Raw genomic sequence first — 14,001 nt, forward strand, 5'->3', positions numbered from 1 at the left:
GATAAATCGGGACGGCTGTCAATTCAATATGTCTATGAACGTGTTCTTCTTTTTTATCGCCTCTCTCTCGGTTAGCGGGTGCAAAAGTAACTATCTTTTTTATTCTGGCAAGCTTTTTTGAAAATAATTTTTAAATTTATTTTTTTCTGCTCGTTTACCCAAAAATTCAATGAACTTAATCCCTTGCGGGGTGCAAATATAAAAACTAATACTCTTTCAAACCAAATAAAAACATACCTTTTTTATTCTTTTTTTTAATCAACTGATAACTCGAATTTTACACCATGAATTTATGATTTTGCTACCAATACATCACTACTAACGGATTTGTTTATACTAGATAATACGTAACCAAGTGTATATAGTGCCTTGCAAAACGTAATTATGAAAACCAAAAGAAATCGCTAGCCACGATAGTAGCGGCATCCTGTTATTGCAAAATTGCAACGCAAGATTGCAATGACAGATAGAGCGAATAGCGGGACGACGGGTGGTTATGATCTCGGTGGTGGTGCTCCTACAAATACTTTACTATTAAATATCATATATATTGTATGTGTTTTGTTAATCTTATATATTTGCATCCCGTTCCGAAGTTTCGGAATTGGAACTTAAAATTTTAGGAATGATACAGATTACTCTACCTGACGGTTCGGTTAAGGAGTTTGCGAAAGGCACGACTCCGATGGATGTTGCAAAAAGCATCAGTGAGGGATTAGCTCGAAATGTGATTTCGGCTGCTTTTAATGGTACAACAGTTGAAACGGAAACGGAATTAACGACCGACGGTTCTCTTATATTATATACATGGAATGACAAGGAGGGCAAAAAAGCGTTCTGGCATTCGACTTCGCATGTGATGGCGCAGGTTTTGGAGGAGCAATTCCCTGGAATCAAACTAACACTCGGACCAGCGATTGATAATGGTTTTTACTATGATGTTGATTTTGGCGACCAAAAAATTACGGATGCCGACTTTAAAAAAGTGGAAGATCGCGTTTTAGAAGTATCGAGAGAGAAACATGAATTTACGATGCGTTCGGTTTCAAAAGCGGAAGCATTATCTGTATATAAAGACAACGAATACAAGACGGAATTGATTTCGAATTTGGAAGACGGAACGATTACGTTTTGTGATCATGCTAATTTCTTTGATTTGTGTCGCGGAGGTCATATTCCGAATACAGGAATCATCAAAGCAATGAAAATTATGAGTGTTGCTGGCGCGTACTGGCGCGGTGACGAAAAAAACAAGCAGTTGACTCGTGTTTACGGAGTTTCATTCCCGAAACAAAAAGATTTGACTGAGTATCTTGAATTACTTGAAGAAGCGAAACGTCGTGATCATAGAAAATTAGGGAAAGAACTTGAATTATTCGCTTTCTCACAAAGAGTAGGTCAAGGTTTGCCATTATGGTTACCAAAAGGCGCTGCTTTGCGGGATAGATTAGAACAATTTTTGAAGAAAGCTCAAAAGAAAGGCGGATATGAACAAGTGGTAACGCCTCATATTGGACAGAAAGAACTTTATGTAACATCGGGACATTATGCAAAATATGGAGCAGACAGTTTTCAGCCTATTCATACTCCAGCTGAAGGCGAAGAGTTTTTGTTGAAACCTATGAACTGTCCGCATCACTGTGAAATATACAATGTACGACCTTGGAGTTATAAAGATTTGCCAAAGCGTTATGCTGAATTTGGTACAGTTTATAGATACGAGCAATCGGGCGAATTGCACGGATTGACACGTGTTCGTGGATTTACTCAGGATGATGCGCACATTTTCTGTACGCCGGATCAATTGGATTCGGAGTTTAAGAAAGTAATTGACCTGGTACTTTATGTATTTGGTTCACTTGGATTTGAAAACTTCACCGCTCAGGTTTCTGTGCGTGATTTGGACAATCCAGATAAATATATTGGAGATGTTGCCAACTGGGAAAAAGCGGAGAATGCCATCATCAGTGCAGCAAAAGACAAAGGATTGAATTATGTTATCGAAACGGGCGAAGCAGCCTTCTACGGTCCGAAACTGGATTTTATGGTAAAGGATGCTTTGGGAAGAAGCTGGCAATTGGGAACAATTCAGGTGGATTACAACTTACCAGAGCGCTTTGATTTGACCTATAAAGGTTCTGATAACGAATTACATAGACCTGTGATGATTCACAGAGCACCATTTGGTTCGATGGAACGTTTTATTGCTATTCTACTAGAACATACTGCAGGAAATTTCCCGCTTTGGTTAATACCTGAACAGGCTATTATATTGTCTTTAAGTGAGAAATATGAAAATTATTCGAAAAAAGTTTTAGAATTGCTAGAAAATCACGAAATTCGCGCCCTAATTGACAACCGCAACGAGACAATTGGGAAGAAAATTAGAGAAGCTGAAGTTCAAAAAATACCGTTTATGCTGATTGTTGGTGATGAAGAGGAGAAAAACGGAACAATATCTGTTCGCCGACACGGACAGGAAGGAAAAGGAAATATTACAGTTACTATTGAAGAATTTGCCAAAATGGTGAATGAAGAAATAGGAAAAACATTAAAAACATTCGAAGTTTAATTAAAAAAGTAAAGCCATAGCAATTAGAAACAACAGAGGTTACCAGCCTCGAGTAGAAAAAACAGCAGCCCACCGAATTAATGAATTGATTCGTGGCGTATCTGAAGTTCGTTTAGTAGGAGAAAACATTGAGCCCGGGGTATTTAAATATTCTGATGCTATGCGTTTAGCTGAAGAGCAGGAAGTAGATTTGGTTGAAATTTCACCAAATGCAAGTCCTCCTGTTTGTAAATTAATGGATTATGGTAAATTTATTTACGAACAAAAGAAAAGAGATAAGCAGCTTAAAGCAAAGTCTACGCAAATTGTTGTTAAAGAAATTCGTTTTGGTCCTCAGACCGATGAGCACGATTACGAGTTCAAAAGAAAGAATGCTGAAAAATTCTTGAAAGAAGGTGCTAAACTAAAAGCATTCGTCTTTTTTAAAGGACGTTCTATCATTTATAAAGAACAAGGTCAAATCTTGTTATTGCGTTTGGCAACCGATTTAGAAGAATATGGTAAAGTAGAAGCGATGCCTGTTCTTGAAGGAAAAAGAATGATTATGTTCATTGCTCCTAAGAAGAAATCAAAATAGTAATTAGGCAAAAGGCATTAGCAAGAGTTTTAAAAACTTATGGCTATTGGCTTGTGGCTTTTCACTGAAAAAAAAAGTAAGTAAGTTAAATATAAATAATCTAGGAAAAAATGCCTAAAATGAAAACAAAATCCAGTGCTAAGAAGCGATTCAAAGTAACTGGCTCTGGAAAAATCAAGAGAAAACACGCTTTTAAAAGTCACATTTTGACTAAAAAATCTAAAAAGCGTAAATTGGCTTTAACACACTCTGCACTTGTTCACAAGACAGATATGAAAAGCATCAAACAACAATTAAGAATAATTTAATTGACAATGGATAATGAATAATTGATAATTAATTGTCAATTATCAACTATCAATTATTAATTAAAAGTTCTTTAGGTTAAAAATCATTTAATAACCTTGGAGCACGGCTCAACAAAGTTACCTTGATTAAATTCGGTACGCCTGCTACAAAAATACAAGAAAAATTATGCCAAGATCAGTAAATTCAGTTGCTAAAAGAGCACGAAGAAAAAAGATAATGAAGCAAGCCAAAGGTTTCTTTGGTCGTCGTAAAAACGTTTGGACGGTTGCTAAAAATGCGGTGGAGAAAGCAATGTGCTACGCTTACCGTGACAGAAAAGTGAACAAAAGAAATTTCCGTGCTTTATGGATTCAACGTATCAACGCTGGAGCCCGTTTAGAAGGAATGTCTTATTCGCAGTTTATGGGAAAAGTAAAAGCTAGCGGTATCGAATTGAACCGTAAAGTACTTGCCGATTTAGCAATGAATCACCCAGAAGCTTTCAAAGCAGTACTTAATAAAGTAAAATAAACGTTTGTACAACCTTATTTAACTTACTTATATATCAAAATCCCAGTCGAAAGATTGGGATTTTTTTTTAATTCAAACTCATTTCAGATTCTTAGTTCCGCTATTTTTATTATATTTATTTGGGCGTTCCCCTGCGGGTCGGGCTATCCGTTCCAATCTGGCAACACCTCTTCTACAAAGTACACTTTAACACTGCCAGGATTTCCTCTCCTATCCCTAACGCATAACGAACAGAATTCCGTATTCTACCATAATTCAAACCAAAAATCTTAGCTTAACTTTAACACTTGTAGAATTCAAAGGATAAAGATTATCTGTATTTTTGGACAAACTAACCCAATTATGAAAAAAATATTTGTACTCAGCTGCCTACTAATCTCATTAACAGCTATTACCGCTCAAAATTTTTCGACAGAAAAAACAAAAGATGCTCAAGGGTATTCGTATGAAACTGTAAAAAATGACAAAACCGGAACGCGTATTTATACTTTAAAAAACGGATTGAAGGTATATCTGGCACAAAATACAGATGAACCAAGAATTCAAACGTATATTCCAGTAAGAACAGGTTCTAACAACGATCCGGCAGATAATACGGGTTTGGCGCACTACTTAGAGCACATGGTTTTTAAAGGAACGAGTAAAATTGGAACCCAAGATTGGGCAAAAGAAAAAGTACTAGTGAAGCAAATTTCTGATTTATACGAAAAACACAAAGCAGAAACCGATCCTGAAAAGAAAAAAGCCCTTTACAAACAAATTGACGAAGTATCACAAGAAGCTTCAAAACTTTCGGTAGCCAACGAATACGACAAATTAATTTCCTCTTTGGGCGCCAAAGGAACCAATGCGCATACGAGCTTAAACGAAACGGTTTACAAAAACAATATCCCTTCAAACGAATTAGAAAAATGGATGATGATTGAGAAAGAACGTTTCTCTGAATTGGTTTTACGTCTTTTTCACACCGAACTGGAAGCGGTTTACGAAGAGTTCAACCGTTCACAAGATAATGACGGCCGTTTGCTTAATTTCGAGTTGATGAGCGCTTTATTTCCGCTTACACCTAATGGAACTCAGACAACCATTGGAAAATCGGAACATTTGAAAAACCCTTCAATGGTCGCTATTCACAACTATTTTGATACCTATTATGTTCCGAATAATATGGCAGTTTGTTTGGTTGGAGATTTAGATTTCGACAAAACGATTAAGATGGTTGATACCTATTTTGGTTCTTTCGAATATAAAGAACTTCCAATGAAAAAATTAGTTACAGAAAAACCAATGACTTCCGTAGTGGAAAGAGAAGTTAAAAGTCCAACAGCAGAGCGATTAACCATGGCATGGAGAACTTCAGGCGTCGGAACTAAAGAAGCTTTATTAGCCGATATGACAGCGGAAATACTTTCAAACAATGGTGATGTCGGATTAATAGATATCAATTTGAATCAAAAACAATTGGCCTTAAGCGCCGGCGGTTATGCTACAACGTTTAATGATTATGGCTATTTTGGATTAAGTCTTACTACTAAAGACGGCCAAACGCTTGAAGAAGGAAGAGATTTATTGTTAACGCAATTGGACAACATTAAAAAAGGCGCATTTGATGAATGGATGCTTCAGGCTATTGTGAATAATAGAAAACTAGACATAATGAAAACTTTCGAATCGGCAGACGGTTTAGCTACTTCATTTTACAATTCGTTTATTGAAGGTAGAAGTTGGGAACAGACCTTATCCGATATTGATGAATTGTCGAAAATAAAAAAGGCTGATGTCGTAAAATTCGCCAATGATTTCTTCAAAACGAATTATGTGATTGTTTATAAAAGAAAAGGAGTAAACGATAAATTAGTGCGTGTTTCGAATCCGGGCATCACTCCTATTCAATTGAACAGAGAGGCTCAATCACAATTTTATAAAGATTTTTCTAAACTAACTTCAGCTGATTTAGAGCCTATTTTTGTTGATTTCAAAAAAGAAATCCAAACCAACAAACTTAAAAACACCACTGTAAGTTATATTAAAAATACAACCAATTCTATTGCGCGTCTAAGCTATATCTTCAAGATGGGTTCAGATAACAATAAAAAACTAGGATTAGCTACCGATTTATTAGAATACTTAGGTACAGACAAAATGAGTGCTGAACAGATTAAAAAAGAGTTTTATAAAATTGGCGTTTCTTATAATGCAAACATTGGAACAGACACCAGTATTATTACGCTTTCTGGATTAGAAAACAATATTCCAAAAGGAATTGAATTACTGGAAAACTTCATCAAAAATGTAAAAGCGGATCAAGAAGTATACGCGACTCAGGTTGAAACTATATTGAACAACAGAGCCAATGCTAAGAAACGTAAAGAAAATATAATGGCCGCATTGACCAACTACGCAAAGTATGGTAAAGACTCCAGATTCAGAGACCTTATTTCTGAAAAAGAACTTAAGGAAATGCAATCTTCAGAACTTACTGCAATTGTTAAAGACCTCAATAATTATGAGCATGAAGTTTTCTTTTATGGTACAGATTTGAATCCGATTTTAAAAGCCTTAGAAAAATTTCATAACCTAAGCGCCAATAAACCAGCTCCAACCGCCAAAAAATATGCAGAACCAATTACGGCTAACAAAGTATATTTCGCCAACTATGACATGGTACAAACCGAAATGGCGAGAATAGCAAAAGGTGAAAAATACAACCCTAGAATTGCCGGAACTGTATCGGTTTTCAACTCCTACTTTGGTTCTGGATTATCATCAATTGTTTTCCAAGAGATTAGAGAATCTAAATCATTAGCATATTCTGCAAGAGCTTATTACGGAATGGCCAATGATAAAAATCTAGATGATTACATGCAAGTTTCTATTGGAACACAAGCCAATAAATTGCCACAAGCGGTTGATGCACTTTCTGCTTTATTGAATGAGATGCCTAAAATTGACAAACAATTTAATAACGCAAAAGATTCAGGTTTGAAACAAATCGCTTCAAGCAGAATTATCAAATCGAATATTTTCTTCAATCAAATGAATTTGAAAAAACTGGGCTTTGATTATGACATCCGAAAAGACATTTATAAAGAAATTCAAAATCTTACTTTAGCTTCTACGAATGATTTCTTTAACAAAGAAGTTAAAACCAAACAGTACAATACGGCTATTATTGGTAAAAAAGAAAGCTTAGACTTTGAAGCACTGAAAAAACTAGGAACAATTGAGGAAGTAACTTTGGAAGAGATATTCAATTATTAATTTCAATTAAAGCATAAAAAAAATCCCAATCTTTCGATTGGGATTTTTTGTTTTGAATAAGTTTAATTAAAAATACTGCTTAGCAATTTCAATTAACTATTACAAAGGAATATTTCCGTGTTTACGTTTTGGTCGTTCCACTACTTTATTTTCTAGCATACTAAAAGCTTTCATCAATTTTCTGCGGGTATCGTGTGGCAAAATAACTTCATCAATAAATCCACGTTGTGCTGCTGTGTATGGATTAGCAAATAAGGCAGCATATTCTGCTTCTTTCTCTGCTAATTTTTCTGCTGGATTTGCTGCTTCATTGATTTCTTTTTTGAAGATAATTTCAGAAGCGCCTTTTGCGCCCATTACTGCAATTTCTGCACTTGGCCAAGCAAAATTCATGTCGGCACCAATGTGTTTGGAGTTCATTACATCATACGCACCACCATACGCTTTCCGAGTAATTACAGTAACTCTTGCCACCGTTGCTTCACTGAAAGCGTATAATAATTTAGCTCCGTGAACGATAATTCCGTTCCATTCTTGATCTGTTCCTGGTAAGAATCCTGGAACATCTTCTAAAACTAATAAAGGAATGTTGAAACAATCACAAAAACGTACAAATCGTGCTGCTTTTATCGAAGATTTCACATCCAAACAACCTGCTAAATATTTTGGATTATTAGCCACAATTCCGATACTTCTTCCGCCCAAACGAGCAAAACCAACAATAATGTTTTCAGCAAAATCTTTGTGAATTTCAAAGAAGGAATCTTCGTCGATGATATTTGCTATAACATCGTGCATGTCATAGGGTTTATTCGCATTATCTGGAACAATAGTATCTAACTTGTCACGCTTTTCGTCACTAACAAGATACGGTAATTTTGGTGCCGTTTCTCTATTGTTTTGAGGTAAATAACTCAATAAACTTTTAATATCTTCCAAACATTCTATTCCGTTTGGTGAAGTAATATGTGCCACACCGGATTTTGTAGAATGTGTACTAGCGCCGCCTAATTCTTCGGAAGTTACTTCTTCATTGGTTACCGTTTTTACGACATTGGGGCCAGTAACAAACATATAACTGCTTCCTTCCACCATCATCGTGAAATCGGTCATTGCAGGCGAATAAACAGCACCACCAGCGCATGGTCCCATAATAGCCGAAATTTGAGGAATTACACCTGATGATTGTACATTTCGATAGAAAATATCAGCATAACCACCAAGTGAGCGAACACCTTCTTGAATACGCGCGCCACCAGAGTCGTTTAATCCAATCATTGGCGCACCACTTTTTAGTGCCATATCCATTACTTTACAAATCTTTTCGGCATGCGTTTCAGATAATGATCCTCCAAAAACGGTGAAATCTTGCGCAAAAACATAAACAATTCTTCCGTTTATCGTTCCATAACCCGTTATCACACCATCGCCGAAATAGATTTCTTTTTCCATTCCAAAATCGGTAGTTCGGTGTGTAACTAGCATTCCAATTTCTTCAAACGAACCTTCATCCATCAAATATTCTACTCGTTCACGAGCGGTTAATTTCTTTTTGGCATGATGAGACGCTATTCGTTTTTCACCGCCGCCTAGTTTAGCTAAAGCAATTTTATCGTTTAATATTTTTATTTTGTCTTCCATTTTTCAATTTAGAATTTAGAATTTAGAATTCTGAATTATTTTAGTTTGGTAATCGTAACATTTTTTGATCTTCTACATAGTGTTTCAAAGCAATCATCGCAGCAATTTCGGCTTCGATATCCAGTTGCGCTTTCATTTTTTCAGGATTATAATAGGCTTTTACAAAACCGGTATCAAAATCGCCTGAGCGAAACGCTTCGTGTTCCATTACAAATTTTCCAAAAGGTAACGTTGTTGCCACGCCTTCAATATGATAATTATCGATGGCTTTTATCATTAATTCAATCGATTCTTCACGCGTTTTTCCGTAAGTAACCAATTTAGAAAGCATTGGATCGTAATAAATGGGCACATCCATTCCTTCTTCGATTCCGTTATCGACACGAATTCCTTCGCCTTCCGGTAATTTATACGTGCTTAAATTTCCAACATTTGGTAAGAAATCATTCATTGGATCTTCAGCATAGACACGAAGTTCCATGGCATGACCTTGTATTTTCAAATCTTCTTGTTTCATTTCTAATGCTTCACCACGAGCCACTTTGATTTGCAATTCAACCAAATCCAAACCAGAAATCATTTCGGTAACGGGATGTTCTACTTGCAAACGCGTATTCATCTCAAGGAAATAGAAATTGTGTTTATCGTCTAATAAAAACTCCACTGTTCCGGCGCCCAAATAATCACAAGCACGAGCTACTTTTACGGCAGCTTCACCCATTTTTTTGCGCATTTCTGGCGTTAAAACTGCTGATGGTGCTTCTTCAACGACCTTTTGATGGCGACGTTGAATACTGCATTCTCTTTCGAAAATATACAACACATTTCCGTGACTGTCTGCCATAATTTGAATTTCGATGTGACGTGGTTTGGTAACATATTTTTCAATAAAAACCGAACCATCTCCGAAAGCATTTGTAGCTTCGGAAACTGCTCTATCCATTTGAGATTCAAAATCTTCTTCTTTTTCAACAATACGCATTCCTTTTCCACCACCGCCTGCAGATGCTTTAATCAAAATTGGAAATCCAACTTGCTTGGCAGTTTTTTTGGCGTCTTCAATATCAATAATAGCGTGGTCAACTCCAGGAACCATCGGAATATCATATTTCATAACGGCTTCTTTCGCTGCTAATTTGCTTCCCATCATTTCAATCGCTTTCGATTTTGGTCCGATGAAAATGATATTATTCTTTTCGCATTCTTCAGCAAAATGTGAATTTTCACTTAAAAAGCCATAGCCTGGATGCACCGCGTCAACATTTAATTCTTTACAAACTTCGATTATCTTATCGCCACGCAAGTAGGATTGACTTGATGCCGCTTCTCCGATACAAACCGCTTCATCAGCATATTTTACGTGCAACGCATTTCTATCGGCAGTTGAAAATACAGCAACGGTTTTGATGCCCATTTTCTTGGCAGTTTTCATTACTCTAATGGCTATTTCACCACGATTGGCAACTAATATTTTTTTAATTTCTTTCATATGTTTTAGATGAAAAAAGAAAGACCGCTACGCTGCAAGAAGAAAGATAATTTCATTTCTTTTGGTTCTAGGTTCTTTCCTCTATTTTTTTCTATTCAAATTCAATTAATAATTGTCCTTTATCTACTGCGTTTCCTTTTTCAACAGCGATAGATTTAATTACACCATCTCTTGGCGAAAGGAAACTGTTTTCCATTTTCATAGCTTCCAATATTAATAATGGATCATTTTCTTTGACGGTTTGTCCAACTTCTACGCTAATTTCCAGAATTAAACCTGGCATTGGCGCTTTAATGGCATTTACCTTTTTTGTCCTTCCTCTTTCAATTCCCAGCCCTTTAATTAAAAGTTCTAAAGCCCCGTCAATGGATACTTCATAAATATTATTGTTAACTTTTACAGTATATTTTTTGGAAATAAAATCAGCAGAAATAATTTCTGCTGTATAAGGTTTGTGATTTTTAAGTACATGGAATTTTGACTGTTCCACTTTCACGGCATCGAGATTTATAAGATCGCTTTCTAGTAGATTAAATGTGCTGGTATTATTGACCGAAAGCTTATAAGAATTACCCATAAGTAAATAGTATTTAATTGGAAGTAAATTTATGAAACCTTGACCTAATATTACATCACAAAAGTCAATTAATTTCTAAATCAATTGATAGGTTCCAAATAGAAAAGGATTATTTTCAATATTTCAAATGAATAAAATTGAAAAAACAAAATACTTAAATTTAAAAAACCATCTCGTAAAATTTATAAGATGGTTTAATTTTTTAATTTCAGCGGGATTTGCTGTGCACTTACTCAAATATCTGGTTTGAAAATCAAAAACCCGAAAAATAAAATTAGAATAAATTCCATTTTATTTTTCGGGTTTTAATTTAGGTGTGATCCCAGAAGGATTCGAACCTTCGACCTACGCATTAGAAGTGCGTTGCTCTATCCAGCTGAGCTATGGAACCAAAATAGTTTTTAAAAAAACTACTAAAAAGTTGGGGTGGAAGGATTATCTAATGATCTTGATTTGGTTTTGTTGCAAATTAAAGCAAACTTTAATTTAAAATAAACCTCTACATTTTTTATGAAAATAAATTTTCCTAAAAAACTCCACTCTTTATTTTGTCGGGGTGGCAGGATTCGAACCTGCGGCCTCCTGCTCCCAAAGCAGGCGCGATAACCGGGCTACGCTACACCCCGAAGTATTCAACTTCATTTTCAAAATTCCAAATTCAATAAGAAAAAGCAATTTTGCGGAGAGTAAGGGATTCGAACCCTTGGTACAGTTCCCCATACGCATGTTTAGCAAACATGTCCTTTCGGCCACTCAGGCAACTCTCCAAAATTTCAATAATGCTCAAAGAACTTAGCTTTTTTTGCGGTTGCAAATGTAACTTTTCATTCTATAATTTACAACTATTTCAATTGTTTTTTTAGAGATAAAAATAAAAAAATACTAAAAAGCTTCACTTTCAACAAACTACACTTATAATATTTTTTTAAATCAAAAGGATTTGCGATTTATTCTGCTTTGAATTCCATAATTTATAATAAAAGATTAGTTTTGCAGTACAAACATTCGAAGTACGATTTGTATGGAGTGCAGCGGATTAAAACAACAATACATCATGAATAAAAAAGTAGTTATCGTTTCAGCAGTACGAACACCAATTGGGAGTTTTATGGGTTCATTATCCACTGTTGAAGCTACAAAATTAGGAGCAGCTGCCATCAAAGGCGCTTTAAATAAAATAAATTTAGACCCAAACTTAGTAGACGAAGTTATAATGGGTAATGTGGTTCAGGCAGGAACTGGGCAAGCACCAGCGCGTCAGGCCGCACTTTATGCAGGTTTGCCAAATACTGTAATTGCGACAGCTATTAACAAAGTATGTGCTTCTGGAATGAAAGCAGTAATGCAAGGCGCGCAAGCTATCATGGCGGGCGATGCTGAAATCGTTGTTGCAGGTGGAATGGAAAACATGAGTTTAATTCCGCATTATGTTCATATGAGAAACGGCGTGAAATTTGGCCCAGCTTCTTTAGTGGATGGAATGCAAAAGGATGGTTTAGTTGACGCCTACGATAACAACGCTATGGGCGTTTCTGCTGACTTATGTGCTGCCGAATACAAAATAACACGTGAAGAGCAAGATGCTTTCGCAATTCAGTCGTATGAGCGCTCTGCAAAAGCCTGGGAAGCAGGAAAATTTGACAATGAAGTGGTTCCAGTTGAAATTCCGCAGCGTCGTGGCGAACCGGTTCTCTTTTCAAAAGATGAAGAGTTTACTAACGTAAAATTGGATAAAATCCCGGCATTAAATCCAGCATTTACCAAAGAAGGAACAGTAACGGCGGCTAATGCCTCTACTATAAATGATGGTGCGGCAGCTTTAATCTTGATGAGTGAAGAAAAAGCACAAGCTCTTGGACTGAAACCATTGGCTTATATAAAATCATACGCAGATGCAGCACAAGAACCAAAATGGTTTACTACATCACCATCAAAAGCATTACCAAAAGCTTTAGATAAAGTAGGTTTAAAACTTTCAGATGTTGACTTTTTCGAATTTAACGAAGCGTTTTCGGTTGTTGGTTTAGCCAATGCTAAAATTTTAGGGTTAGATAACGACAAAATTAATGTTAACGGTGGAGCGGTTTCCTTAGGACATCCTCTTGGGTGTTCTGGTGCCAGAATCATTGTCACTTTAATTAATGTATTAGAACAAAACAATGCAAAAATTGGAGCAGCAGCTATATGTAATGGTGGCGGTGGAGCTTCGGCAATTGTTCTTGAAAGAGCTTAAACAAGTAACAGTTGATAATGGATAATTAACAATTATCCATTATCAATTATCCATTATCAATTCTATTTGAATGTTTGCCATTTGTAATCTTTCTATAATTCCTTTACGGGCTGAACCAAGCGACCGAAGCGAAATCGTTTCGCAGGTTTTGTATGGAGAACATTTTGAAATTACAGCAACTCAAAATCAGTGGTCAAAAATCAAATTGCAGTATGATGGTTATGAAGGCTGGGTGGATTCAAAACAGTATCTAGTAATCAGCGAAAAGAGTTTTAATGATTTGTCTGAAGACGCTATTATTTTGAATTCTGATTTGGTTGAATATGTAACGAATGCCTCCAATGTTTATCTTCCGATTACGCTTGGTGCTTCGCTATCCTTTTTGAGCCATAGCGAAATCAATACTGCCAATTTTGAATTTGAAGGTATGAGAGTCAGTGGTGTAAAATCAAAATTAGATTTAATTTCGACGTCTTTTATGTATTTAAATGCACCTTATCTTTGGGGCGGAAAGACACCTTTTGGCATTGATTGTTCTGGGTTTACCCAAATGGTTTACAAACTTAACGGTTACAAACTCCTTCGCGATGCTTCCCAACAATCTACGCAAGGCGAGGCTTTGAGTTTTATTGAAGAAAGTGAACCTGGCGATTTGGCGTTTTTTGATAATGAAGAAGGCAAGATTATTCACGTGGGAATAATAATGGAAGACAACTACATTATCCACGCAAGTGGTAAAGTCAGAATTGACAGACTCGATCATTTAGGAATCTATAATGCCGAACAAAACAGGCATACGCATCGACTGCGTGTTATTAAGAAAATTATTTAA

At 36.0% G+C, this 14,001-nt stretch carries 11 protein-coding genes and 3 tRNA genes; 8 read left to right on the forward strand and 6 right to left on the reverse strand.

Annotated features, from left to right (window positions below; all coding sequences use genetic code 11):
- The first annotated feature begins 441 nt into the window (after positions 1 to 441).
- The 6 genes from PSU83_RS06740 to PSU83_RS06765 all read left to right on the forward strand — a co-directional run bounded on the left by PSU83_RS06740 (position 442) and on the right by PSU83_RS06765 (position 7,229).
- Positions 442 to 615: a hypothetical protein gene (locus tag PSU83_RS06740; protein ID WP_300588190.1), complete on the forward strand. Its 174-nt coding sequence runs from the start codon at positions 442 to 444 to the stop codon at positions 613 to 615.
- Between the two features lie 10 nt (positions 616 to 625).
- Positions 626 to 2,572, forward strand: coding sequence for a threonine--tRNA ligase (thrS, locus tag PSU83_RS06745; protein ID WP_300588192.1), 1,947 nt, complete (start codon positions 626 to 628; stop codon positions 2,570 to 2,572).
- A gap of 76 nt (positions 2,573 to 2,648) precedes the next feature.
- Entirely contained in the window at positions 2,649 to 3,149 is a 501-nt protein-coding gene (infC, locus tag PSU83_RS06750; protein WP_300588245.1) for a translation initiation factor IF-3, read from the forward strand.
- A gap of 110 nt (positions 3,150 to 3,259) precedes the next feature.
- Positions 3,260 to 3,457: a 50S ribosomal protein L35 gene (gene rpmI, locus PSU83_RS06755; RefSeq protein ID WP_022827375.1), complete on the forward strand. Its 198-nt coding sequence runs from the start codon at positions 3,260 to 3,262 to the stop codon at positions 3,455 to 3,457.
- 166 nt (positions 3,458 to 3,623) lie between these two features.
- Positions 3,624 to 3,968, forward strand: coding sequence for a 50S ribosomal protein L20 (rplT, locus tag PSU83_RS06760; RefSeq protein WP_300588194.1), 345 nt, complete (start codon positions 3,624 to 3,626; stop codon positions 3,966 to 3,968).
- 342 nt (positions 3,969 to 4,310) lie between these two features.
- Positions 4,311 to 7,229: a M16 family metallopeptidase gene (locus tag PSU83_RS06765; protein WP_300588196.1), complete on the forward strand. Its 2,919-nt coding sequence runs from the start codon at positions 4,311 to 4,313 to the stop codon at positions 7,227 to 7,229.
- A gap of 99 nt (positions 7,230 to 7,328) precedes the next feature.
- Here PSU83_RS06765 and PSU83_RS06770 read toward each other — a convergent pair whose 3' ends face one another.
- From PSU83_RS06770 to PSU83_RS06795, 6 genes are all read right to left on the reverse strand, one after another.
- Positions 7,329 to 8,870, reverse strand: coding sequence for an acyl-CoA carboxylase subunit beta (locus PSU83_RS06770; RefSeq protein ID WP_300588199.1), 1,542 nt, complete (start codon positions 8,868 to 8,870; stop codon positions 7,329 to 7,331).
- Positions 8,871 to 8,910: 40 nt separating this feature from the next.
- The gene (gene accC, locus PSU83_RS06775) at positions 8,911 to 10,350 is read right to left on the reverse strand and encodes an acetyl-CoA carboxylase biotin carboxylase subunit (RefSeq protein ID WP_300588247.1); all 1,440 of its coding nucleotides are present in this window, start codon (positions 10,348 to 10,350) and stop codon (positions 8,911 to 8,913) included.
- Between the two features lie 100 nt (positions 10,351 to 10,450).
- Positions 10,451 to 10,936: an acetyl-CoA carboxylase biotin carboxyl carrier protein subunit gene (locus tag PSU83_RS06780; RefSeq protein ID WP_300588201.1), complete on the reverse strand. Its 486-nt coding sequence runs from the start codon at positions 10,934 to 10,936 to the stop codon at positions 10,451 to 10,453.
- Between the two features lie 317 nt (positions 10,937 to 11,253).
- A tRNA-Arg gene (locus PSU83_RS06785) sits at positions 11,254 to 11,327 on the reverse strand.
- A 160-nt stretch (positions 11,328 to 11,487) separates the two neighbouring features.
- Positions 11,488 to 11,562, reverse strand: a tRNA-Pro gene (locus PSU83_RS06790).
- A gap of 54 nt (positions 11,563 to 11,616) precedes the next feature.
- Positions 11,617 to 11,703 (reverse strand) — tRNA-Ser (locus PSU83_RS06795).
- A 287-nt stretch (positions 11,704 to 11,990) separates the two neighbouring features.
- Between PSU83_RS06795 and PSU83_RS06800 the strand changes: the two genes are divergently transcribed.
- Entirely contained in the window at positions 11,991 to 13,169 is a 1,179-nt protein-coding gene (locus PSU83_RS06800) for an acetyl-CoA C-acyltransferase (RefSeq protein WP_300588204.1), read from the forward strand.
- Between the two features lie 70 nt (positions 13,170 to 13,239).
- Positions 13,240 to 14,001: a C40 family peptidase gene (locus PSU83_RS06805; protein WP_300588207.1), complete on the forward strand. Its 762-nt coding sequence runs from the start codon at positions 13,240 to 13,242 to the stop codon at positions 13,999 to 14,001.

Origin of the sequence: Flavobacterium sp., assembly GCF_029945805.1 — a bacterium.
Classification (GTDB): domain Bacteria; phylum Bacteroidota; class Bacteroidia; order Flavobacteriales; family Flavobacteriaceae; genus Flavobacterium.